This window comes from Blastomonas sp. CCH1-A6, assembly GCF_001556365.1.
GTDB lineage: Bacteria > Pseudomonadota > Alphaproteobacteria > Sphingomonadales > Sphingomonadaceae > Blastomonas > Blastomonas ursincola.
The window spans coordinates 24,021-48,492 of the sequence record NZ_LSIS01000187.1 but is presented as its reverse complement, the minus strand read 5'-3'; the positions used below and the strand labels follow the sequence as shown (position 1 = coordinate 48,492).

General features: G+C 63.9%; 21 protein-coding genes. 19 read left to right on the top strand and 2 right to left on the bottom strand.

What is annotated here, in order from left to right:
- Nucleotides 1-288, bottom strand: a 288-nt coding sequence (locus AX735_RS25725) for a transglycosylase SLT domain-containing protein (protein WP_202189533.1), incomplete at its 3' end; no start/stop codon positions are given.
- Nucleotides 289-840: 552 nt separating this feature from the next.
- Between AX735_RS25725 and AX735_RS08355 the strand changes: the two genes are divergently transcribed.
- The 12 genes from AX735_RS08355 to AX735_RS24960 all read left to right on the top strand — a co-directional run bounded on the left by AX735_RS08355 (nt 841) and on the right by AX735_RS24960 (nt 15,707).
- Nucleotides 841-1,470 carry a ParA family protein gene (locus tag AX735_RS08355; protein WP_029623217.1) on the top strand — a complete coding sequence of 210 codons (630 nt, stop codon included), beginning with the start codon at nt 841-843 and terminating at the stop codon, nt 1,468-1,470.
- A 456-nt stretch (nt 1,471-1,926) separates the two neighbouring features.
- Nucleotides 1,927-2,766: a DUF7146 domain-containing protein gene (locus AX735_RS08350; RefSeq protein WP_010408880.1), complete on the top strand. Its 840-nt coding sequence runs from the start codon at nt 1,927-1,929 to the stop codon at nt 2,764-2,766.
- Between the two features lie 102 nt (nt 2,767-2,868).
- The gene (locus tag AX735_RS08345) at nt 2,869-3,690 is read left to right on the top strand and encodes an IS5 family transposase (protein ID WP_043153120.1); all 822 of its coding nucleotides are present in this window, start codon (nt 2,869-2,871) and stop codon (nt 3,688-3,690) included.
- A 91-nt stretch (nt 3,691-3,781) separates the two neighbouring features.
- Nucleotides 3,782-6,238: a strawberry notch-like NTP hydrolase domain-containing protein gene (locus AX735_RS08340; protein ID WP_066278463.1), complete on the top strand. Its 2,457-nt coding sequence runs from the start codon at nt 3,782-3,784 to the stop codon at nt 6,236-6,238.
- Nucleotides 6,239-6,383: 145 nt separating this feature from the next.
- The gene (locus tag AX735_RS08335; RefSeq protein ID WP_063142273.1) at nt 6,384-7,931 is read left to right on the top strand and encodes a tyrosine-type recombinase/integrase; all 1,548 of its coding nucleotides are present in this window, start codon (nt 6,384-6,386) and stop codon (nt 7,929-7,931) included.
- Nucleotides 7,925-8,839, top strand: a complete 915-nt coding sequence (locus AX735_RS08330; RefSeq protein ID WP_063142271.1) for a tyrosine-type recombinase/integrase — start codon at nt 7,925-7,927, stop codon at nt 8,837-8,839. The genes AX735_RS08335 and AX735_RS08330 overlap by 7 nt, the downstream gene beginning before the upstream one ends.
- Complete coding sequence (locus AX735_RS08325) at nt 8,836-9,840, top strand: tyrosine-type recombinase/integrase (RefSeq protein ID WP_063142269.1); 1,005 nt, start codon at nt 8,836-8,838, stop codon at nt 9,838-9,840. The genes AX735_RS08330 and AX735_RS08325 overlap by 4 nt, the downstream gene beginning before the upstream one ends.
- 156 nt (nt 9,841-9,996) lie before the next feature.
- Nucleotides 9,997-11,721, top strand: a complete 1,725-nt coding sequence (locus AX735_RS08320; RefSeq protein WP_050811008.1) for a strawberry notch C-terminal domain-containing protein — start codon at nt 9,997-9,999, stop codon at nt 11,719-11,721.
- A 164-nt stretch (nt 11,722-11,885) separates the two neighbouring features.
- On the top strand, nt 11,886-13,934 hold the full coding sequence (locus AX735_RS08315; protein WP_066278458.1) for a ParB/RepB/Spo0J family partition protein: 2,049 nt from the start codon (nt 11,886-11,888) through the stop codon (nt 13,932-13,934).
- Between the two features lie 125 nt (nt 13,935-14,059).
- Nucleotides 14,060-14,998, top strand: a complete 939-nt coding sequence (locus tag AX735_RS08310; protein ID WP_062126480.1) for an ArdC family protein — start codon at nt 14,060-14,062, stop codon at nt 14,996-14,998.
- Between the two features lie 15 nt (nt 14,999-15,013).
- Complete coding sequence (locus tag AX735_RS08305; protein ID WP_016510938.1) at nt 15,014-15,505, top strand: hypothetical protein; 492 nt, start codon at nt 15,014-15,016, stop codon at nt 15,503-15,505.
- Nucleotides 15,506-15,545: 40 nt separating this feature from the next.
- Nucleotides 15,546-15,707 (top strand): DUF7673 family protein, encoded by a 162-nt coding sequence (locus tag AX735_RS24960; RefSeq protein ID WP_156445589.1) that lies wholly within the window; start codon nt 15,546-15,548, stop codon nt 15,705-15,707.
- Nucleotides 15,708-15,899: 192 nt separating this feature from the next.
- On the opposite strand, the gene AX735_RS24230 is transcribed toward AX735_RS24960, so the two are convergent.
- Nucleotides 15,900-16,693, bottom strand: a protein-coding gene (locus AX735_RS24230) for an IS5 family transposase (RefSeq protein WP_425475286.1) whose coding sequence is annotated in 2 segments (ribosomal slippage) — nt 15,900-16,336 and nt 16,336-16,693 — 795 coding nt in all. Because the reading frame shifts where the segments join, the coding sequence is not laid out codon by codon here.
- Nucleotides 16,694-16,718: 25 nt separating this feature from the next.
- Here AX735_RS24230 and AX735_RS08290 point away from each other — a divergent pair.
- The 7 genes from AX735_RS08290 to AX735_RS08260 all read left to right on the top strand — a co-directional run bounded on the left by AX735_RS08290 (nt 16,719) and on the right by AX735_RS08260 (nt 24,437).
- Nucleotides 16,719-17,795: a helix-turn-helix domain-containing protein gene (locus tag AX735_RS08290; protein WP_231738994.1), complete on the top strand. Its 1,077-nt coding sequence runs from the start codon at nt 16,719-16,721 to the stop codon at nt 17,793-17,795.
- Between the two features lie 140 nt (nt 17,796-17,935).
- The gene (adh, locus tag AX735_RS08285) at nt 17,936-19,456 is read left to right on the top strand and encodes an aldehyde dehydrogenase (RefSeq protein ID WP_066278437.1); all 1,521 of its coding nucleotides are present in this window, start codon (nt 17,936-17,938) and stop codon (nt 19,454-19,456) included.
- Nucleotides 19,457-19,535: 79 nt separating this feature from the next.
- A complete protein-coding gene (gene adhP, locus AX735_RS08280) occupies nt 19,536-20,570 on the top strand; it encodes an alcohol dehydrogenase AdhP (protein WP_066278433.1) in 1,035 nt (344 codons plus the stop codon).
- A gap of 47 nt (nt 20,571-20,617) precedes the next feature.
- The gene (gene acs / locus AX735_RS08275; RefSeq protein WP_446471796.1) at nt 20,618-22,852 is read left to right on the top strand and encodes an acetate--CoA ligase; all 2,235 of its coding nucleotides are present in this window, start codon (nt 20,618-20,620) and stop codon (nt 22,850-22,852) included.
- 421 nt (nt 22,853-23,273) lie between these two features.
- Nucleotides 23,274-23,465 carry a DUF7673 family protein gene (locus AX735_RS26775; protein ID WP_446471797.1) on the top strand — a complete coding sequence of 64 codons (192 nt, stop codon included), beginning with the start codon at nt 23,274-23,276 and terminating at the stop codon, nt 23,463-23,465.
- Between the two features lie 84 nt (nt 23,466-23,549).
- A complete protein-coding gene (locus AX735_RS08265; protein ID WP_024310640.1) occupies nt 23,550-23,741 on the top strand; it encodes a hypothetical protein in 192 nt (63 codons plus the stop codon).
- A 51-nt stretch (nt 23,742-23,792) separates the two neighbouring features.
- Nucleotides 23,793-24,437 (top strand): hypothetical protein, encoded by a 645-nt coding sequence (locus AX735_RS08260; RefSeq protein WP_010408914.1) that lies wholly within the window; start codon nt 23,793-23,795, stop codon nt 24,435-24,437.
- Nucleotides 24,438-24,472 lie beyond the last annotated feature (35 nt).

Sequence of the window (24,472 nt, the reverse complement as noted above, 5' to 3'; positions counted from 1 at the left end):
AATCCCCCAACTGGGTGACGCCGCGCGGCCGTGCCCCATGTTTGCAACAGAGCCGGTAAGGCCAACGGCGCCCTTCGGTGATACGATCAATGGGTCATAGCGGCTTTCCTGGGCCACCAGTGCATCGAAAAGCCCGACTGGCACACCAGCTTCGCACGCCACGGCCTGGATCAAGGGGTAATATTGAGCCCGCCGAGCTTCGAGCCAGCCTGGAAAATCGCCGCGTGGACGGTAGGGTGTGATTGAGCAAGCCTGTGGGGTGTAGAGATAACTTGCGATATCGGACATCGCTGCCCGGCCAGCTCCCCCCGAAACCTGGCCAGTCTGCATCCAAAGGGGCACCGATATATGCGACGTGCTTATTGCCTCCTCTTGGGGTTCCATTACGGGGCTGCCGAATGATCTGAAGTCATTGCCTAAAACGGCTTCCATGCTTGGTACTGGCGGCGTTCCGTCTGTTGGCATACCCCGCATTCTCGGGCCCACATCGATGACGGCTTCAACTGCCTGCCCATCAAATGTCATTACCTCGGCCTGCTTAGCTGCCGATGTTTGCGCCCATAGCAGTGCCATAACACTACCCACTACGCATAAGCTCGAGTTCGATCGCGTGTTCATCGATCATTGAACATCATGTTTCGATCAACCGCACAACGTGGAAAAAAATTCCACTATCTCCCAGTGCTTGATCCAGACTAGGTCAGGCAAACCCCCGTGGGTAGCAGCTAGCTCACAGATATCTGCTGGTTGGGTATCAGCTAGCTATCACATAGGTAGCGGTTGCCAAACTGCTAGAGAGCGGCTAGCTATCCAGTCGTTCGAACTATTACAGGATCGGTCATGGCTGCTGTCGTAGCATTCGTCTCACAAAAAGGCGGTGTAGGAAAAAGCACCTTGGCAAGAGCCCTTGCTCGCGAGGCGGCGGCAGGCGAACTGCGGGTTAAAATCGCCGATCTCGATACTCAACAGGGCACTTCGGTCGATTGGCACCGAGCACGCCTTGGCATCTCCATCGAGCCGATTGTGTCGGTTGAGGCATTCAAAACCGCGTCTCAGGCCCTGGCCGCTGCAGACGGCTTCGATCTGCTTATCATCGACGGCCCCGCTCGGACCAGCAAAGCTACACTTGAAATTGCACGGTCATCGTCACTCGTGGTTCAACCCACCGGCGCATCCTTGGACGATCTCAGGCCTGCCGTCCGCGAATACCATGCCCTTGTTAAGGAGGGTATCCCGACTGGACGGCTCGTTTTTGCGCTCAACCGCATTGGAACTTCGGCTGAAGAAAATGACGCGCGGGCGTATTTGACCGAAGCGGGGTATAATGTCCTCGACGGTTCGATCGTGGAACGACCAGCATACCGGCAAGCGCAGAACCAAGGCCTGTCAATTACCGAAACCAAATTCTCCGGCCTTAACCAGCGTGCTGATACTCTGATCCAATCCCTAATCGACAAAGTAGCGGGGTGAATGATGGCCGATATCTCGAAGCTAAAGAAGGCTACTCGTTTGGGTTCACCCCCACCAATCAGTGAGGCGAGCCAGAATTTGGATGCACCCGAAGTAGCCCCCGCCCCTCCGGCTGCACCGCTGATAACCGCAACCCGCATTGATGCCCGCAGTTCGCGCAAGACTAACCGCACTCAACAATTTGCGACTAGGGTCACACCCGAATGGGACAATCGAATCCGCGAAATAGCTCAACGTGAGGGTCTGCTTCTTACAGAAGTGCTCGAGAAGGCACTCGACGCTTATGAGAAACTGCTAGCTCAAAGGTAGCTAGCCGCTAGATACCAGCCATCTCAACGCTAGATAGCGGAGGTCTAACTGCTAACACGGGGATCTTCCGCTAGCTGCTAGCCAGCAGCTACTGAGTCACCTAGGAAGGGAGAGAAGGGGGTCAGAGGCAGCGAGAAAGGATCGGTCATGCCCCTCGTTGCGCTGAAACCCACCCAGACCATCGTGGACATCGTCGGCGCCCTCGGCGGCACCTGGCACGGCTACAACGCCATGTGCCGTTGCCCGGCCCACGCCGACAGCGATCCCAGCCTCTCGATCCGGCAGGGCCATGACGGCATCCTCGTTCACTGCTTCGCCGGCTGCACCGCCGAGGACGTGCTCCGCGAGATCGCGCGCATCAGACCCGGACGCACCTACGACCCACCCGCTGAACAGCGCACCGGCAGACCCGCCAACATCGAACGGCTGTGGAACGAGGGGTTGCCGATCGCCGGAACGCCCGCGGAAGCCTATCTCCGCTTTCGCGGCATCACCGGCGCCTTCGACGACCTGAGCTACCACCCGCGCTGTCCGTGGGGACCGAAACCGCATACCCGGTTCCTCCCGGCGCTGCTGATCGCGGCGCGGGAGGGGCGCACGCTGCGCTCGATTCAGCGCATCTTCCTCGACCTCGCGCATGGCGGCTATCTCGACAAGGCGACGCTCGGCACGCCGGGAGGTGCGACCTGGCAGGGCATGCGCGTCACCGACACATTGGCGCTTGGTGAGGGGTTCGAGACCTCGGCCGCCTTCACCCAGATCCACGGCATCCCGTGCTGGGCGACGCTCGGCGCGGCGCGGCTCGACCGTGTCCACATCCCCGATAGCGTCACCACGCTGATCTTCGCCGAGGACAATGACTTCGAGGGCCGACGCGCACGACGCAAGGCGTGGGCCGCCTATCGGCCGCGCGGGCTGACGCTGAAGCGGATGCCGCCACCCTCACGTTATGGCGACTGGGCCGACGTCGTGAAACCCGGAGCCTGAGAGCCCGATCCGAAATTAAGTTGAGTGGTATCAGCGGGTTAGCTTGACGCTTGCCGCAGTCGTTGATTCAGGGGTTTTGCAACAAACTTCCGGAGATCAACGATGTGGACCGATACCACTCGGGCGCAATATGCCCGCGCGGGACTGACTTTGCCAAGCGATTTGACCGATGCCGAATGGTCGGTGCTCGAACCTTTCTTGCCGCCACCCTCCCACGTAGGCCGTCCGCGCAAATGGCCGCTGCGACGGATCGTCGAGGCGATCCTGTATCTGCTGCGTGGGGGGCTGCCGTGGCGAATGCTGCCGCCCTGCTTTCCGCCGGTCTCGACGGTTCGGCGCTGGTTTTACCTGTGGCGCGATAACAAACTGTGGCTCTCGCTCAATCATACCCTGCTGTTGATGGCGCGTGAAGCGACAGGCCGCGAGGCTTCGCCCAGTGCTGGCGTGATCGATAGTCAGAGCGTGAAAACAACGGAAAGTGGCGGCCCTCGCGGCTTTGACGCGGGCAAAAAAATCAAGGGGCGCAAGCGCCACATCCTCACCGACACCGAGGGCCATTTGGTTCATGCGGTGATCCATACCGCCGACATTCAGGACCGCGACGGCGCGCCGCTGGTCCTGCGTGAAATCATCCACCGCTTTCCATGGCTGCGCCATGTCTTTGCCGATGGCGGCTATGCTGGCGACAAGCTCAGGGAAGCCCTCCGGCGTACCGGCAAATGGACTGTCGAGATCGTCAAGCGATCCGATGTTGCAAAAGGCTTCGTGGTTCTTCCGCGCCGCTGGGTCGTCGAGCGAACACTGGCTTGGCTGAACCGCAACCGTCGGCTCGCCAAGGACTTTGAACAGACCATCGCATCGGCAACTGCGTGGCTGTTCATAGCTTCCATCCAGCTATTCGCGCGTCGCATCGCAAGACTATGAAATTTCATCGGATAATTATGAATCAGGCTCTGAGAGGGAAGGGGGGTCGGGGTCGTGAGCTGCACGAGCAGCCACAGACCCGGAGACCCCCATGACCGACCTGTTCGACCCTGCGCCCGCGCGCGCCGACCATGCCACCGCTGCCGCCCGCCTGCTGCTCCCCGCGATCGCCGGCGACGCGAAGATCACCCGAGCGATGCTCAACGACGCGATGATCCGCGCCTATGGCGGCACCGACGCCGATGGTCGCTGGACCCAGCGCGAGAGCTTCGAGGTGCTGGAGCATGCGACCGCGCTGGCGGTATGCGCAGCAGGCACCACGCCGGCGGTCGACGCCGCGATCGGGCTTATGGCGCGCCTTCCTACCCAGACCGTGCGCAGCGAGGAGCAGATCGACTGGCAGCAATTCTCGACCCCGCTCGATCTCGCCACGATCACGGTCATGCTCGCGAACGCACGCGCGGATGACATCGTACTCGAACCGAGCGCCGGCAACGGTCTCCTGGTAGCGGGCCTCCCGCCGATCGCGGCGCTCCAGCTCAACGAGATCGATCCCGCGCGCCGCGAGCGGCTGTCGGCCACCTTCCCGAAAGCCAGCGTTACCGGCCACGACGGCGCGCAGATCGCCAGCGTCATGGCATCCGCGGAGCGCCCCAGCCTCATCCTGATGAACCCGCCCTTCTCGCGCTCGCTCGGCCGCGGTGCCGACGCGCTCGCTGCGGTCCGCCACCTGCAGGCGGCGATCAAGCGTGTGCGGCCTGGCGGGCGCGTCGTCGCGATCATGCCCGACTGGTTCTTCAACTCCGCGCGCATGGGCACGATCTGGTCGACGACGCTGGCGAGCGTCGCGCTGCGCACCTCGATCCGGCTGACCCATGCCTATGGCAAGCACGGCACCGGAGTCGCGGTGCGACTCTATGTCATCGACAAGACGGTGGGTGATACCACGACGGTCACGCTCCAGCGCGGCGCCGTAAGCGACCTGGTCGAGGCGCTGGTCATCCCGCCCCGGCAGGATCTGATCCCGGAGGCCGCCACTCCGGCGCCGGTCAAGCGGGGCGGGGGGCTGTCCCTCCTGCGCAGCGTGAGATCGAAGCCCGCTGCCACCCCGCGCATCTTCCGCGCTCTCGCCAGGAACGAGGTTCTCCCGGTCGGCTACCAGGTACTCGAGACGCCGGCGCCACTCGCCGAGCAGTCCGGCGTCTATCTGCCCTATCGGCCGAGCCGTATCGTGTTCGACGCTGCCGGCGAGCATCCGACCGCGCTGGTGGAATCGATCGCGATGGGCTCGATCCCCGCGCCGATCCCCGTCCATGTTCCGTCGCTGCCCGAACGCACCGTCACCGAACGCCTCCTGTCCTCCTCGCAGCTCGAGACCGTCGTTTACGCCGGCCATGCCTGGACCCAGTATATCCCGGGCCTGAGCAAGCCAGACAAGGAGGGCGTGGGGCTGGTGCTCTCCGACGACGGACGCGCGTACCGCAAGGGCTATTTCCTGGGCGACGGCACCGGGGCAGGGAAGGGGCGGCAGGTCGCGGCCGTCATCCTCGACAACTGGCTGGCGGGTCGTCGCAAGAACATCTGGATCAGCAAGAACGAGGCGCTCCATACCGACGCGATCCGCGACTGGACCGCGCTCGGCGGTCTCGCGGCCGATGTGCAGCCGCTCTCGCGCTGGAAGATCGACGAGCCCGTCACGATGGACGAGGGCGTCCTGTTCGTGACCTATCCGACGCTGCGCTCCAACCGCGGCGACGCCACCCGGCTCGATCAAATCATCGCCTGGGCCGGTGCCGACTTCGACGGCGTCATCGCGTTCGACGAGGCGCATGAGATGGGCGGCGTCGCGGGTGGCGAAGGGTCGATGGGCACCAAGAAGGGCTCGCAGCAGGGCATCGCCGGCGTTCTCCTGCAGAACCACCTGCCCGACGCCCGCGTGCTCTACGCCTCGGCGACCGGCGCGTCGGAGGTGAACAACCTCGCCTATGCCGTGCGGCTCGGCCTGTGGGGGCCGGAGACCGCCTTCGCCAACCGCGAGGCGTTCATCACCCAGATCCGGCAGGGCGGGATCGCGGCGATGGAACTGGTCGCGCGCGATCTCAAGGCGACCGGCCTCTACACCGCGCGCGCGCTGAGCTTCGCCGGGGTCGAATATGACATCCTCCGCCACGAGCTGACGCCTGAACAGATCGCGGTGTACGACACCTATGCCGATGCCTGGGCGATCATCCATCGCGGCCTTGAAAAGGCGCTCGAACTCACCGGCGTCGTCGACGGCAACGAGGGCAAGACGCTCAACTCGGGCGCGAAGGCCGCGGCGCGCTCGCGGTTCGAAAGCTGCAAGCAGCGGTTCTTCGGGGCGCTCCTCCTGTCAGCGAAGCTCCCGACCGTCATCGCGGCGATCGAACAGCATCTGGCGGCCGATCAGTCGGTCGTGCTGCAGCTGGTCAGCACCGCCGAGGCGATCCTCGACCGCCGCCTGGGCGAACTGTCGCCCGACGAGCGCGCCGACCTCGACATCGATCTCTCCCCGCGCGAGTATGTGTAATGTTGAGCTCAACATTACACATATTCTTTGCAGTCGCAGTTTATGTCGAGCGTGGCGGCGGGAGGCGCAGGTTTCCTTCGGTTTTCCATGATTTCACTCCAGATAACTACGGTTCCGTCGACCTCAGCAAGTCGAAGGAGCCAACATGCGAACACGATCATCACTGCCGTTTCGGACTGCCCCGCTCAGGGTCGAAGACCCGCCCAGTCACGGCGCTCTTCTCACCGCATTCCTCTCCTCTCTGTCCCTCGACGAGAAGTCAGGCTGTGCGGTTCTGTATGGCGCGGCGGTCCGCCATTTCCTGCATTGGCTGGAGCGGCATAGGACCGCGATCCGCACGATTGACGATCAGGCTGTCCGGCGGTTCGAGAAGCATCGGTGCCGGTGCCACCGGTATTCGGCGCAGCAAGCGCACTACAAGGCTGACCAAGCAGCAAGGGTCAGGCGCTTCGTCCGGTTCCTGGAAGATCAAGGCTACGTCGAAGTCGACGACGGGATCGACGATCTGCCACGGCACCTCGCTGACTATTCCGATGCGATCGATCGCCTGCAACTCGCCGAGGGCCCGGCGCAGTCCTATCGATCCGAGGCAGAGCATGTCGTGGCCTGGCTTCGTGTTACGCGACGCCAATGGATCGATATCGACGACACGATCATCGACGAGTACGCCGCGCATGATTGCCGATGCCCGGTCTGGCGCAAGCGGGGCCAGTTGGTCGCAACAGGCACCAAGCGGCGGGGGCGATGCGCACGGCACTTCGTCGAGTTCCTGCGAGGCCGGGGCGCCATCCCATTGGTTGAACCGGTGGCGGACGATAACCCGCACATGTCGGCTTACCTGGCATGGCTCAAGCAACACCGCGGCGCCACGGACGAGACGATCCGGCGCTACCGGACCGATATTAGACGGCTGATGCCAATGCTTGGCGAGCCTTCGCTATGGGATGCCGCCGGACTCAGGAGCGCATTCCAGCGACGAAGCAAGGAGACGCCGGGCTCGGTATCGCTGCTCGTCACGATAATGAGGAGCTACATCCGGTTTCTGGTCGTGCGTGGCGAGTGCCGGCCGGCATTGTTGCATGCAGTTCCATCTGTGCAGCGCTACCGCCTTTCGAAGCTGCCGCGCCACGTTGACCCGGCAACGATCGAGAGGATCATTGCGGCCTGTCCAACAGATCGTCCGGTGGAGGTCCGGGACAAGGCCATCATCCTCTTGCTCGCCAGACTTGGGCTGCGCGCTGGTGATATTCAGGACATGCGCCTTGAGGATATCGACTGGCGATCCGGCCACCTGACGGTCAAGGGCAAGACGCGCCGGCCGGACCGCCTGCCGTTGCCGCAGGATGTTGGCGACGCGATCCTGGCATATCTTGCGGCAGCCCGCCCGAAGGCCGTCGAAGAGCATCTGTTCCTGCGCGCACAAGCGCCGTTCCGGCCATTCCGCTCGTCCGCCGAGATCGCCGGCATCGTCGCCCGTACGCGCGACCGCGGTGGGATCGATGGGGTGCCGACCGGGTCGCACATATTCCGGCATTCGCTTGCCACCAACCTGCTGCGAGCGGGCGCAGGCCTGGAGTCCGTCGGGACCATCCTGCGTCACAGCTCGCCCGAGACCACTGCCATCTACGCCAAGGTCGATCTGCCGATGCTCATGAAGATCGCGCAGCCCTGGCCGGGAGAACAGTCATGCTGAACATGCACATTTCCAGATACGTCACGCTCCATCGCAGCTTGGGACGGAAGTTCTCCGAACAGGAACGCTTGCTGCACCTGTACGCCGCCTACGCCGGAGGATTCGGCGACCGACACATCCAAGTCCAGCGGGTCTACGACTGGTGCCACACGGCGAGTTCGCAAAATGTGGCCCGCCGTAGGTTCGACACCGTTCGCAACTTCAGCCGCTTTATCCAAGCCGATGATCCAGTTCACGAGGTTCCGCCTGCCGGTGTCTTCGGCCGGGGCAAGCGGCCACGCCCGACCCCGACCATCATCGAACCGGAACAGGTCCGGGCGATCATGACCGCGGCGTTGGACGTTGCGTCCCAAGACACGATCAGCCCATACACGTACCATTATTTGTTCGGCCTGCTGGCGGCGACAGGTCTCCGGATTTCCGAGGCCCTCGCTCTGCAATGCAACGATCTGGTCGAGGATGGCCTGATCGTCCGCAACGGCAAGTTCGGCAAGCAGCGGCTGATTACCCTGCAGCCATCGACCCGTCAGGCGCTCGAAGCATATCTCGCCACCCGGGCAAGGCTTGGCGCCACGGGCAATGACCTGTTCGTGACCATTCGGGGGAGAGCACCACACAAGGTGCGCGCCCACGTGGTGTTCGTCAGGCTGGCCCGGCAGCTCGGATACCGCGGACCGACCGGAACGGCCGGGATGCGGTTACACGACCTGCGGCACACTTTCGCTGTGCGTTCGCTTGAGTCGTGCCCGCGCGACAGGGAAGCCATCGCACACCACATGGCGACACTCAGCGTCTATCTGGGGCATGCGTCGGTCGCCAACACCTATTGGTATCTCGAGGCCACTCCGGTGCTGCTGCGCGATATCGCTGCCGCCAGCGAGCAACTTTACCGGGGAGAAGCGGCATGACGGCACTCGCTCCGCATCTCTCGATCTACCTGCGTGAACATCTGCCGCGCGAACGTGCTGTCAGTCCGCACACGGTGAAGACCTATGCCAACTGCTTCGTCCTCCTGGTCGAGTTCGCTGCCGATCGGCTGAAGCGTCGGCCGACCGATCTCGAGATCGAGGATCTCGGCACCGACATGATCATGGCCTTCCTTGACCATGTCGAGAACGGTCGCGGCAGCTGTGTTCGGACCCGCAATGGCAGGCTCGCCGCGATCCGGTCCTTCTTCCGCTACATCGAGTATCGTATTCCGGCCTGCCTGGATCAGGCCCTTCGCGTCAGATCGATCCCTACCAAGAAGACCGACAAGGCGCTGATCGACTACCTCGACCGGGCAGAGATCAAGGCTTTGCTCGATGCCCCGGATCCCCGGACACGCCTTGGCACCCGCGATCGCGCAATGCTGCATCTGGCCTATGCTGGCGGGCTGAGGGTGTCGGAACTCGTAACGCTACAACTGCGCGATTTCCCGGACCGCTCCCTGTCCACCGTGCACATCATGGGCAAGGGTCGGCGTGAACGGGTCCTTCCGCTCTGGAAAGAGACCCAGTTCGTATTGCGCGCGTGGCTTGCGATACGGCCCAAAGCGCAAGCTGCCGAGATATTCCTCAATGCCAACGGGCAGCCCATGACCCGCGACGGATTTGCGTTTCGTTTGGCCGAGCACGTCAAGACCGCGGCAACGAAGCAGCCGTCAATCCTTGGAAAGCGCGTAACACCGCACGTGCTGCGCCATTCCTGCGCAATGCACACGCTCGCGGCGACAGGGGACATTCGCAAAGTCGCATTGTGGCTCGGCCATGCCAGCATCCAGAGCACCGAGACCTATTTGCGCGCCGATCCCGAGGAGAAGCTGCAGATTCTCGCGGCGCACGGCGCACCTGCCATCAAGCCCGGGCGCTTCAAGCCGCCATCCGATGCCCTGATCACCATGCTCACCGACGTTCGAAGGCGAGCCTAGCCCGTCTCCGGACACCCCCCTGGCACTCACTTTATCTGGAGTGAAATCATGGAAAACCGAAGGAAACCTGCGCATCCCGCCGCCACGCTCGACGTAAACTGCGACTGCAAAGAAGCCGTGATCGACTATCTGACGCGGGCATTCCCGGTCCAGCAGATGACCTTCTTCCGCGATGACACCGGCGAGGTGCGCTCGCGACCGCTGTTCGACGAGAGCGGCCACCCGGTCACCAACCCCGAAGCCGAAGCCGAGCGCGACAATCTGGTCGAGCAGCTTTGCGCGCTGCCGCCGATCGCGGCCGTGCTCGATGCCATCATCACCCGGTTCGGCACCGAGATGGTCGCCGAGGTGACGGGGCGCACCAAGCGCCTCATCACGGTGAGCGGGGGAGGGCAGAAGCTCGAATCGCGCTCGGCCCGCGCCACGCAGGCCGATTCCGCCGCCTTCATGGAAGGCACCAAGCGCATCCTGGTCTTCTCCGACGCCGGCGGGACCGGGCGGTCTTATCATGCCAGCCTCGATGCGAAGAACCAGCAGCAACGCGCGCATCTGCTCCTGGAGCCGGGCTGGAGGGCCGATCGCGCGATCCAGGGCCTGGGACGTACCCACCGCACGCATCAGGCCTGCTCGCCCCTGTTCCGGCCCGTCACGACCGACTGCAAGGGCGAACTCAGGTTCACCTCGACCATCGCGCGGCGTCTAGACAGCCTCGGCGCTCTGACGCGCGGCCAGCGCCAGACCGGGGGGCAGAATCTGTTCGACCCGGCCGATAATCTCGAAAGCGACTACGCCAAGGCGGCGCTCATCAGCTGGTATCACCTGCTCGTCGCGGGGAAGCTGACCAGCACCAACCTCACCGATTTCCAGCATCGCACCGGCCTGGAACTGCTCGATACCGACGGCGTGTTGAAGGAGGATCTCCCGCCCATCCAGCGCTGGCTCAACCGGTTGCTGGCGCTGCCGATCGGGCTCCAGAACTGCATCTTTGACGAATTCCTGGCGCTGGTCGAGGCACGGGTCGCGGCCGCGCGCGAGGCGGGGACACTCGATGTCGGCGTCGAGACGATGACGGTCGAGACCGCGACCGTGCTCGACGATACGATCCTGCGCACCGACCCGGTCAGCAAGGCGACCTCGCACCTGCTGACGATCGAGGTGACCCGGCGCCGCAACCCCATGTCGCTCGAGCGCGTGCTGCGCATCGCCGATACCGACCAGACCGCCGTGTTCGTGCGCAACGGCAAGTCGGGCAAGGTCGCGCTGCGCACCAACGCGCGCTCCTGGCTGACCGAGGACGGGGTGGCGGTGTCGCGCATCGAACTGATGCGTCCGACCCGGCACGAATATCTCGCACTCGACGATCTCTACGAGACGGCCTGGGAGGAATGCAGCCGCGCACGGTTCGAGGCGGAATGGTCGGCCGAGGTCGACGAGATCCGCGGCAAGCTCGACGTCGAGACGATCCGGCTCGCGACCGGCCTTCTGCTGCCGATCTGGTCGGCGCTGCCGAGCGACCATCTCGTGGTCAACCGCGTGGTCGATGCCGAGGGTCGCTCCTGGCTCGGGCGCATGGTGTTCCCGGGCGACGTGCCGGCGCTGTTCTCGAAGATGGGCCTCGACAGCAACGACGTGCTCAGCCCGGCCGAGGTCGCGCGCGCCGCGATGGAGGGCGGGACGGTCACGATCCGGCGACCGTTCGTGTGCGAGGTGAAGCGCGTACGCGTCAACGCCAAGCCGCGCATCGAGATCAGCGGCGCACCGGCCGACCAGCTCGCGTGGCTCAAGTCGATCGGCTGCTTCACAGAGATCATCGCCTACAAGACGCGCGTCTTCATCCCCGTCGAGACGGCCGATGCGGTTCTCGCAAAGCTGATGGCCTGACCGGCACGATAACAGCCAGCTAGCAGCAAGGTAGCCGCTTGTCGGCGAGCCCCAGTCGCCCTCCCGCCCAAGCGGGAAACGAGAGGGGAGAAGGAGCGGGGAGGGTGTCCGGGTCGGGGGAAACACCCGTGCACCGGACACTTTCCCGCTCATGGAGACGATAGATGACCCAGACCGTCAAACTCGCGAAGCTGAAGCGTTCCGAGAAGAACGTGCGCACCACCCCGCCCAAGAATATCGAGGCGATGGCCGCCAGCATCCGCGCTCGCGGCATCATGCAGAACCTGCTGGTGACCGCCCCCCGCCCGAAGGGCATGTTCGAGATAATCGCCGGCGATCGCCGCTATCTCGGTGCGATGATGCTGGCCGAAGCCGGCGAGATCGTTGCCGCCGACTATGACGTGCCGGTCAAGATCATCACCGGCGACGAGGCGGACCTGCGCGAGGTGTCGCTGACCGAGAATTTCCAGCGCGAGCAGATGACCGTCGCCGAGGAATGCGTCGCGTTCCAGCACTTCCTCAAGACCGACGGTGACGTCGACGCGGTCGCCAAACGGTTTGGCCAGACCCGCCGCTTCATCGAGGGACGGCTGCGCCTCGCCGATCTTGCCGAACCGATCTTCGAAGCCCTGGCCGCGGGCAAGATCTCCTACGAGATGGCCAAGGCCTACGGCTCGACGGCCGACAAGGCCAAGCAGGAGCGCGTGTTCGAGCAGTATGGTCACTCGTCCTACGTCAACGCCGACCAGATCCGTCGCGCGATCGCCAACGACACGATGAAGGCGACGGATCCGATCGCGATCCTGGTCGGTGCCGATGCCTATGTCGCCGCGGGCGGCCGCATCGAGCGCGAACTGTTCAGCGAGGACGGTGACCGCTGGACCGACCCGGAACTCGCGCAGACGCTCGCTGCCTCGCTGATGGAGGCCGAGGCCAAGCGGCTCGGCGAGGAACTGGGCGTCGCATGGGTGCGCCCCGTCGCCACGACCAGCCTCTACGGCATCACGTCCGACCTCCACCGCGTGACGCTGCCGGCAGCGCCGCTGACGGACGAGGAACAGACGCGCTGCGACAAGATCGAGGAGCGCGTGCAGGTCATCGAGAGCGATATGGAGGACGAGGGTATCGATGACGACACCTATGCCGCGCTCGATGCGGAATCGGATCGGCTGCGCGAGGAATATCAGGCGATCCACGACAAGGCGCCCGAGCTGACCGACGAGGTCAAGGGCCAGGTCGGCGTCTTCCTGACGCTCGGCCGCGACGGCAAGATGACGCTCGACACGACCTATTACAGCGAAACGCCGATCCGCCTGCCCGGGGACGATCGGCCGCTGCCGTCGTCGCCGTCGTCGCGTCGCACCGCCGACCTGCCGCCCGAGGCGGTCGCTCCTGGCGGCAAGCCGCTCAGCGCGCGGCTCCATGACGAACTGGCGGTCCAGCGCCGCGACATCCTCGCCGCCTCGATCCTCGGCGATCCGGGGCTCGCGCTCGACTATATGCTGTTCTGCCTCGCCGACCCCAGCCACGGCTACGGCCGCTACGGGACGACGGTTCGGGCAGGGCGTCCGCAGGACCCGCAGATGCCCAAGGATCAGCCCGCCACGCAGGCGCAGGTCGCGATCGCCGAAGCCCGCGAGGGTCTCGACACGTCGTGGACGGAAGGGTCGAACCCGGTCGAGCGGTTCGAGGCGTTCCGCGCGCTCAGCGACGACGCCAAGGCGGCCTGGCTCGCGGTCGTGGTGGCGACCTCGCTCGAGGCCAAGCCCGATTACAGCTCGGTCACCACCAACCCGCTCCATGCGCGGCTCGCCTCGATCCTCGAGATCGAACCCGCCAAATGGTGGCGCCCTACCTCGGCGAACTTCTTCGACCGCGTGTCGAAGGGTACGCTGCTGGCGCTGCTCACCAACGTCGGGGGCGCGCCGCTCGCGGCCCGCTACATGGCCTCGAAGAAGGGCGAGATCTCGACCAGCTGCGAGAAGCTGTTCGCCGGCGAAGCGATCACCGAGGCGGAGACCAAGGACGCGGCGCTGGCCTGGGTGCCCGACGCGATGCGGTTCGATCTCGTGTCGGTCGCCGGTGCCGACGAGGCAATCGACGACGAGCCCGGCGATGAGGGCTTCGACGACGACGACTACGGCGACACCGATGATCTCGGTGCCGACGATGCCGGGATCGACAGCGACGAGGCGCTGATCGCGGCCGAATAGCCCCCCGATACCCCCGGCCCGTTCGTCTCCCGGGCACACCTTGGCGGCTGTCCCTCACCGGGGCGGCCGCCTTCTTTTTACCCGCGGACCGTCACGCGTGGCCCGCGCATCGAGGGAGCTTTCCCATGACCTTTCACCGCAAATCGACTGCGCCACGCCGCGATGTCGCGGCCGAGATCACCAACCTCATAATCGCCAAGCTTGAAGCCGGCGTCCTGCCCTGGTCGCGCCCCTGGGGACTGACCGGGGCAGGGGGGCGACCGCTGCGGCATTGCGGCACGCCCTACACCGGCATCAACGCGCTCTATCTCTGGGCGATCGGCGACGCCCAGGGGTTCTCTGGCCGCAACTGGATGACCTACCGACAGGCGACCGAGTTGGGCGGACAGGTACGGCGCGGCGAGCATGGCGCGCACAGCGTCTATTATTCGACCTTCTCGAAAACCGAGGCGGACCGCGTCACCGGCGAGGCGGCGACGAAGAATATCCGGTTCCTGCGCTCGTACACGGTGTTCAACGTCGATCAGATCGACGGTCTCCCGGCGTATTATTATCCGGTGCCCGCACCGCCCGAACCGCGCATCGAGAGCCGGCACCGCGCCGCGATCGATGCCTTCTTCGGAGGCCTGCCGGCGACCGTGCGGCATGGCGGCGATCAGGCATTCTATTCGCCGATCGGCGACTATATCCAGCTACCGCAGCGCGGCGCGTTTCGCTCGGACGATCATTACGCCAGCACGCTCGCGCACGAATATGTCCATTATTCGGGCGCGCCGCAGCGCCTCAACCGCGAGTTCGGCAAGAAGTTCGGCGACAACGCCTATGCGTTCGAGGAGCTGGTCGCCTGCATCGGCCAGTGTCTGGTGTGCGCCGACCTCAATCTGCCCGGCGAGCTGCACGACAACCACGCCAGCTACGTCGATCATTGGCTGAAGATCCTGAAGGGCGATTCAAGCGCGATCATCAAGGCCGCGGCGAAAGCCGAGCAGGCGGTGACCTGGCTCCATAACGCCGCCGCGGGTGGCGCGCCCGGGATCGACCAACCCGAAGCCCTCGCAGCATGACCTGGAGATCGCACCATGCACATCGAATTGCGCAAGCTGAAGGTGGTCGACGCTTTGTCCGAGGAAACGACCTGCTACTCGGCCGAGATCTGGATCGATGGGCAGCGCGCCTTCCTCGCCTCGAACCGCGGTCATGGCGCCGCGGACGATTACCATGCCGTCGGCAGCGTCACCGAACAGGCGGTCGATGCCTGGCTCGCCGCCAACCGGCCCGTCTCGCGGCTCGGCGACAGCGTCATGCCGCACTGCCTCGAATTCGAGGTGGCGGCGCTCATCACCCGGATCGAGGAGGCGAAGCGGCTGCGCCGGCAATGCCGGACGAAGCTGGTGACGATCGAGGGCGACCAGGTGTTCTGCTATCGGCTCAAGGGCAGGACACCCGCCATCGTGTTCGCCGGCGTGCAACGCCTCACCCCGTCGGCGCGCATGGTCAACGGCGATGACGCCGCGCTCGACGAGGCGGTCGCCGTGATGATCGCCCAGGCCGGGAAGCACGCCCCATCCTGATCGCATGACAGCTTCCACCCGATAGGACAGGATACGCACCATGCAACCGCAACGCCGCCCCCTCATCCGCGCACTCGCCTTCGACGAGGTCGGCGCCGCGATCGGCCGCCTCGTGGATGTCGCCTCGTCCGATACCGGGCAGGCCGCGCGCGTCGCGGACTTCCTGGGGTCACAACACGAAAGTGAATTTTGCGTACGCTAGGAGCGAACGGACAGCGAACGGCGATACTTCGCGAGAAGCAATCCGACCGCTTTCCGGGAGGTAGGTTTGATAGCTGCTACCGTGTCGCGCTGCTGCCTTTCTCGAAAAGGATGGTGTTTTGGGACAGTTACATGCTTACCGCAGTGGCACCCACCAAGCGCGCGATCATGCTTTAAGGTCAGGACTCGTTGATTACAGCCAGAAGATGACGGTGGCAGCGAGGGCGATGGCGGAGAAGAAGACGGTCGGGCAGCGGTCGTAGCGGGTTGCGACGCGGCGCCAGTCCTTGAGGCGGCCGAACATGATCTCGATGCGGTGACGTCGCCGATAGCGGCGCTTGTCGTACCTGACCGGCTCGTTGCGGGACCGCCGCCCTGGGATGCAGGGTTGGATGCCCTTGGCCTGGAGCGCATCCCTGAACCAGTCGGCGTCGTAGCCGCGGTCACCTAGCAGCCACTGAGCCTTCGGCAGGTCGTCCAGCAACGCGGCCGCACCGGTGTAGTCGCTGACCTGCCCGGCGGTCATAAAGAAGCTCAAGGGGCGTCCGTTCGCATCGGCTACGGCATGGAGCTTGGTGTTCATGCCGCCCTTGGTGCGGCCTATCAGGCGGCCAAGGCCCCCCTTTTTACCCGCAGGCTCGATGCCGTGCGGTGCGCCTTCAGGTAGGTGGCGTCGATCATAACCGTCTTCGGCTCGGCGCCTGCCGCCGCCAGCCCTTCCATCATCCGCGTGAACACGCCTGCCTCACCCCGGCGCTTCCACCGGTTGTAGAGCGTCTTGTGTGGCCCATAGGCGCTGGGCGCATCTCGCCAGCGCAGCCCATTGCGGTTGACGAAGACGATGCCGCTCAGAACCCGTCGGTCGTCCACCCGCGGCCGGCCGTGGCTCTTGGGAAAGAACGGCCGCAGCCGCTCAATCTGCTCATCCGTCAGCCAAAACAGGCCTGTCCTGACTGACGGACGAACCGATGGGCGGCTGCAAGCAATTGCCGGATGGCACGATGCAGGCAGGGTGACCGGTCAGCGTGATGTCAATTTATCGACGCAAGGATACCTTTCTTCACACCAAAGGCCGCTGGCGGGATGTAGAACACTACGGCATTGGTTCGACAACTGGCGACATTTCGTGTATCCCGGCGCGATGAAGGATCGGCATGAAGCAGTTGTCGAAGAGGTCCTGCATTGCTCAGCCAGTGCCGCGCATTCGCTTGTTGCTGCCAGCTGGTGTCGTTCGGGCCTAAAGCACGGTCTCGACGCAGGAGCCGATCGGGTTCCAGATCTTGTATCTGCAAGTGACCTGATTCAGCGGCGGCAACGCTGTGAGTTGATGCTGGAGGTCGCGCGTCCCTTGGTCGACCAGCTGTTCCAGATCGTCTCTGCCACGGGTTGCGCCGTGATGCTGTCGGACAATGACGGTGTCGTTCTGGAAGCGCGTAGCCTCGCGGGTGACCGCGAGCTTTTCGATCGGATCGGCTTGACGCCCGGCGGAGTGTGGAGCGAAAGCCGGGAAGGCACGAACGGGATCGGCACCTGCCTGATCGAGGGTCGACCGGTCACGATCCATCGAGATGAACACTTCGCCAGCCGGAATACGGGCATAAGCTGCATGGATGCGCCGGTGCGCGATGCGACCGGCCAGCTTGTCGGCGCCTTGGATATCTCGAACTGCCGCTACGACCACAGCGCCGCGATGGGAATGCTCGTTCAGAAGATCGTGCAGGATGCCGCTCGCCGGATCGAGAGCGGCATCTTTCGCGCGCATTTCGCCTCGTACCGGATCATCGATGCCAATCTGCCAGGCGGCGATGCAGCCTTGCTGGCCGTTGATCGGGACGATCTGGTCATCGGCGCGACCTTCGCTGCAAGGCATCGGTTCAAACTGACCAACGCGTGTCTCGGGGGCCGCCGCACGGCTTCGAATATCCTCGGTGGCGAAGAAGCCACCTCGTTCGCTGACTCGGAACGGGCTTTCTTGCGCCGCGCGCTGGCGCGGGCAGACGGCAACGCCACCAAGGCGGCAAAGGAACTCGGCATCGGTCGAGCTACTCTCTATCGTCGAATGGAAAGGGTAGGTTTGCAGCGTCGCTGACATATCTGGTCTCCCCATTGTCTCGATAGCGAGACAATCGACCCATTCCATCAACCGGCAGTCCCTGTGCACCGCCGCCATCTCGCGGAACTATCGTCCTCGCGACCGGAAGGATCCGGCGGTTTCGAGAGGATGACGTGATGGACATGCAGACCAACCCCGCCACTTCGATGACGGTGCCGTTCGCGGAACGCTACGACAACTTCATCGGCGGAAAGTGGACCGCGCCCAAGGACGGGCGCTATTTCGACAACATCTCGTCGATTACCGGCAGATCCATTGGTCAGGTGGCACGCAGTCAGGCGGCCGATGTCGAAGCCGCGCTGGATGCGGCGCATGCGGCGAAGGAGGCCTGGGGCCGCACCAGCGTTAGCGAGCGAGCCTTGATCCTCAATCGGATCGCGGACCGGATGGAGGAAAATCTTCGCGAGCTCGCCATCGCGGAAACCTGGGACAACGGAAAACCGCTACGCGAGACAATGGCCGCGGACATTCCGCTGGCGATCGATCACTTCCGCTATTTCGCAGGCTGCATCCGCGCGCAGGAAGGCGGTATCTCGGAGATCGATCACGATACGGTCGCTTATCATTTCCATGAGCCACTGGGCGTGGTCGGCCAGATTATTCCGTGGAACTTCCCGATCCTGATGGCGGTGTGGAAACTCGCACCGGCACTGGCGGCAGGCAATTGCGTGGTATTGAAACCGGCCGAACAGACGCCGGCGTCGATCATGGTCCTGATGGAAATCATCGGCGACCTGCTGCCCGCCGGGGTGGTCAACGTGGTCAACGGCTTCGGCTTGGAAGCCGGCAAGCCGCTCGCCAGCAGCAACCGCATCGCGAAGATTGCCTTCACGGGCGAGACGACGACGGGTCGGCTCATCATGCAATATGCCAGCGAGAACCTGATCCCGGTGACGCTGGAGCTCGGCGGGAAAAGTCCGAACATCTTTTTCGAGGACGTATGTCGCGAGGACGACGATTATCTCGACAAGGCGATCGAGGGCCTAGTGATGTTCGCGCTCAACCAAGGCGAGGTATGCACCTGTCCAAGCCGGGCACTGGTGCATGAGAACATTTACGACCGCTTCATGGAACGCGCGATCCAGCGCGTTGAGGCGATCAAGGCAGGCAATCCGCTCGATCTGGAGACAATGATCGGCGCGCAGGCATCATCCGAACAGCAGCAGAAGATCCTATCCTACATCGATATCGGCAAACAGGAGGGCGCCGAACTGCTGACCGGCGGCGAGGCAGCCCGGTTCGAAGGCGATCTTGCAGGCGGCTACTATGTAAAACCCACCGTGTTCCGTGGCCATAACCGGATGCGGATTTTTCAGGAGGAAATCTTCGGACCGGTCCTGTCGGTCACCACCTTCAAGGACCAGGATGAGGCGCTGAACATCGCCAACGATACGCTTTATGGCCTGGGCGCGGGCGTGTGGAGCCGGGATGCGAACACCTGCTACCGCTTCGGCCGCGCGATCCGCGCGGGACGTGTGTGGACCAATTGCTACCATGCCTATCCCGCTCACGCGGCGTTCGGCGGCTACAAGCAATCCGGCATCGGGCGCGAAAACCACCGCATGATGCTCGACCACTATCAGCAGACCAAGAACATGCTGGTCAGTTACAGCCCGAAGAAGCTCGGCTTCTTCTGAGGCGAACAGCCCGGGCACGGCGACGCGGAGTTTCGCCCGCCGCCCGGCCTTCGAACGATAAAACTACAGGAGAGATGTCATGAGCAAGACCATGAAAGCCGCCGTCGTGCGCGCCTTTGGCGAGCCACTGCGGATCGAGGAAGTTCCGGTTCCCGAGGTCCAGCCCGGCATGATCCAGGTTGCCATTCAGGCCTCCGGTGTGTGTCACACCGACCTCCACGCCGCAGAAGGCGACTGGCCGGTAAAGCCCGAGCCGCCCTTTATCCCGGGCCACGAAGGCGTGGGCTTTGTCTCCGCTGTGGGCAAGGGCGTGACCCACGTGAAGGAAGGCGACCGGGTCGGCGTGCCTTGGCTCTACACCGCTTGCGGTCACTGCACGCACTGCCTCGGTGGATGGGAGACGCTGTGCGAAAGCCAGTTGAACACCGGCTATTCGGTCAATGGCGGGTTCGCCGACTACGTGCTGGCCGACCCCAATTATGTCGGCCACCTGCCGGACAATGTCGGCTTCAACGAAATCGCGCCGGTGTTGTGCGCGGGCGTGACGGTCTACAAGGGCCTGAAGATGACCGATACCCGGCCCGGCGATGCGGTCGTCATCTCCGGCATCGGCGGTCTCGGCCATATGGCGGTACAATATGCGGTGGCCATGGGGATGAAGGTGGTCGCCGTCGACGTCGACGACGCCAAACTCGACCTCGCCCGCAGGCTCGGTGCGGTGGAGACGGTCAACGCACGGACGGACAATGATCCCGCCACGACGGTAAGGCGATTGACCAGCGGAGGCGCGCGCGGCGCGCTGGTGACCGCGGTGAGCGAAAAGGCCTTTGAACAGGCGGTCGGCATGATCGGGCGCGGCGGCACCGTCGCGCTTAACGGCCTACCGCCGGGTGATTTCCCGCTCAACATCTTCGGCATGGTACTGAACGGTATTACCATACGCGGCTCCATCGTCGGCACCAGGCTGGACCTGCAGGAATCGCTCGAATTCGCTGGCGACGGCAAGGTAAAGGCGACGATCTCGACTGCCGGTCTCGAAGACATCAACTCGGTGTTCGACCGTATGCGGCAGGGCCAGATCGAAGGGCGGGTCGTCCTCGACCTGACCGTATAATGGCGAACGGTGACGAGCAGGACGAGGGAAAAATGGGGCGGGCCGCTTTGGTTCGCCGTGTGATTGCCACCGAGGCGGGAGCGGCGCTGCTGGCCGAAATCGTCGACCGTCACGGCCCGGTGCTGGTCCACCAGTCGGGCGGTTGCTGCGACGGTTCCAGCCCGATGGTTTATCCCCGCAGCGAGTTTTGCCTTGGCGGATCGGACGTGCTGCTCGGCACCATAGGCACCACGCCAGTCTATATCGGGGCGCAGCAATTCGCGGCATGGAAGCACACGCAGCTGATCCTCGACGTGGTGGAGGGACGGGGCGGGATGTTCAGCCTCGACAACGGAACGGGCCGACGCTTTCTCGTGCGAAGCCGTGTCTATGAGAAGGCCGAGATCACCATGTTGGCGGCAACCGACAGGCTTCACGCGATGCAAGCATCGGTGGAGCGCGATCCCGACGCCTTTTGGCTGGCCGAGGCATGCCGCCTGAACTGGAGCGTCTTCCCGACCAAAGCGGACGAGAGCAGCTTCGACAAAGCCGAGTTCGGCATTCGCTGGTTTGCCGACGGCGAACTGAATGTTTCGGTCAACTGCCTCGATCGCCATCTGGATGCCCGTGGCGACAACGCCGCCATCGTTTTCGAAGGGGACGAGCCGGGCGAGGGGCGAACCCTCACTTACCGCGAACTGCATACGGAAGTCTGTCGTTTCGCCAATGTGTTGAAGGGCCGCGGCGTCGCCAAGGGAGATCGGGTAGTCCTGTACATGCCGATGGTACCCGAAGCCGCGATCGCCATGCTTGCCTGCACACGAATCGGCGCGGTACATTCGGTGGTGTTCGGTGGCTTTTCACCCGATAGTCTGTCTGATCGTATTTCCGATTGCGGCGCCAAGCTCGTTATCACCGCCAATGAAGGCAGGCGCGGCGGCAGGTCGGTTCCCCTAAAGGCCAATGTCGACGCGGCCTGTGCAAAGGCGGGCGGGGTCGAAACGGTTATCGTCGTACAGCGGACGACGACCGAGGTCGATCTCAAGGAGGGCCGCGATTGGTGGTGGCACGACTTGAGCAAAGGGGTCGATGCCGATTGTCCGCCCGAGCCAATGAATGCGGAAGATCCGCTGTTCATTCTCTACACCAGCGGATCGACCGGCAAGCCCAAGGGCGTGCTGCACAGCACCGGCGGTTATCTCCTGTGGGTCACGCTCACCACGGATCTTCTATTCGGGTTAGCCGACGACGATCTATTCTGGTGCACGGCCGATGTCGGTTGGATCACGGGCCACAGCTATGTCGTTTACGGGCCGCTCGCGAACGGCGCCAGCACGGTAATGTTTGACGGCGTGCCGACCTATCCTGATGCCGGACGCCTATGGGAAACGTGCCAGCGTCTGGGCGTCACCGTGTTCTACACCGCGCCGACCGCGATCCGCGCGCTGATGCGCGAAGGAGAGGAGCCGGTGAAACAACACGATCTGTCCCGGCTGCGGCTGCTCGGCACCGTAGGCGAGCCGATCAATCCCGAGGCCTGGAACTGGTATCACCGCGTGATCGGCGGCGAGCGTTGCGACATCGTCGACACATGGTGGCAGACCGAAACTGGCGCGGCGCTGATCGCGCCCGTGAACGGCACGGCGGAGGCGAAGCCAGGATCGGCGACCAAGCCGCTGCCGGGTGTATTTCCGGAACTGGTCGATGCCGAAGGCCGCACACTGGCCGGCGCGGTGGAGGGCAATCTCGTCCTCACCCGTAGCTGGCCCGGTCAGATGCGCACGGTTTACGGCAATCACGAACGCTTCTTTCAGACCTATTTCAGCACCTACCCGGGCAGCTATTTCACCGGAGACGGCGCACGTCGCGATGCCGATGGCGATTACTGGATTACCGGCCGGGTGGATGATGTGATCAACGTATCGGGCCACCGCATGAGCACCGCCGAAGTCGAAAGCGCGCTGGTGGCGCATGAGCGTGTGGCGGAAGCGGCGGTGGTGGGCATGCCGCACGATATCAAGGGACAAGGCATTTACGCCTTCGTGACGCTCAACGCGGATCAGGAGGGCGACGAGGCCCTGCGTGCCGCGCTGTGCAAATGGGTGCGCAGCGAGATCGGTCCGATCGCCACGCCCGATGCGATCCAGTTTGCGCCCAGCCTACCCAAGACGCGCAGCGGCAAGATCATGCGCCGCATTCTGCGCAAGATTGCCGAAGGGAAACCGGGCGAAGTCGGAGACATGTCAACCTTGGCCGACCCTGCGGTGGTCGACGAACTCGTGGCCAACCGCATCAGCGCCTAGGGTCCGTGACGGGGACAGGAAAGCTTTCCGAAGTTAGGATCGTCTCCGGCACCGTCTCGTTTGGGAAGGCGCAGCGAGAAAGCTGGGCAGGATCGTTCTCTTGATGCGCCTAGGGGAGCTACTTTCTCGAAATCTGTTCCCGATTGAGTTTTCTCAAAACAGCCCGTCGTACATGGGAAAGCGGGAATATTTCTGCACGGCAAATGGCCGGTTTCGAAACGCCGAGACGATTTACTGAACGGCAGGATTTGGGCGGTTCCTGCCGTCGCCGTCAAACGCTGGTATGCCGGTCAGCGTCAGAGTGTCCGGCAGCGCACGGTTTTGACGGCTTGCCGGACAAGATCGGCGCGCAACGGGTTTACGGACACGTTCTGTTCGCTCCTAGCGTACGCAAAACTCACTTTCGTGTCGTGACCCCTTCCTGCTGGCGTGGTGGAATGGTGACGACAACGGCCACTTCCCCATCCTCCACCTCAGCAACTGCGACGCGATCATTTCCGAGGACATGCTAATTGTCATGGCCTGGCTCGCGCAGGAGCCTGCGATCTATCCCGATGCGTGGGGCTATCGTGACGCAATGGTCGACCTTGTCGGCCGATGGAGGCTGCGATGAGCGCACGGCCGTTACAACCATTATGGGCCTGCTTTCGTTTGCCCCGAACGCAATCATGGCGGCAGACCGTAGTGGGAGACTGGCATGAGCGATAATATACGGCTCGCGCTAATGCGGCAGGCGCTCGCGCTTTATGACGCGACCGACGACGGAGCGACCGTTGCCGCCTGTCATCTGCAGGCCGCGGTCGATGCGGAGCAGGGTCTGCGGCCTATGCAACCGGGCGAGGACATCGATCCTGAAATACCGGAGCAATTACGTAACTGGTTATCGTGAAGGGGAGGGGGAGCGAATTTCTGAGCGCGTGAGGCGCTCGGGAGATCGCTCATGCCCTACGATGTCGCCTTCCGCCACCAGCAGGCGCTCGACCCGAGCGCGCTGGTCACGATTGGAGCAAGCCTTCACGCCATCACCCGCGCGATCGACGACTGCCGCAACGCCGGCATCGCCTTCGAGACCGATCCCGCGGTCATCCTGCTCGCCCGCCATCTCGCAAGCGTCACCGCGCGGCAGTCCGAAGACGCGCTCCTCAAGCGGCGCTGCATGGACCGTATCGCCGAGCTGCGACAGCACCCGGCGCTGCTGACGCTCGCGGTGCGCGGCGTCGCGCACGATGCGGCCGCCAAGGATCGCTTCCACAGCGACGGACGCAAGGCGCTGCGCCGGCTCGCCGAAACGCTGGGGCTCGACCCCGCGCACTACGACCTTCGCTCGAACCGCAGCCACGCCTCCCGGTCCGGCGAGATCACCCTCCACGGCGAGGAGCTGTGGATGCAGCTATCGCTCCACGGCACCATGGCCGACCGCGAGGTCATCTACCGCCGCGTCAGCGGTCGTCACGATCACCTCGGGGAGCGCGACTGCTACGCCTCGATCCGCGACCTGCTCGCGCCCGAGCGGTTCGCCGTGCGGCTGCGCAAGGAATTGCGGCTCACACCGCCGGTCGCCGAGCCGGTCAGCCTGTTCGGCTGATCGATCACCCGTCCACACACGCGAAAGGACCGCCA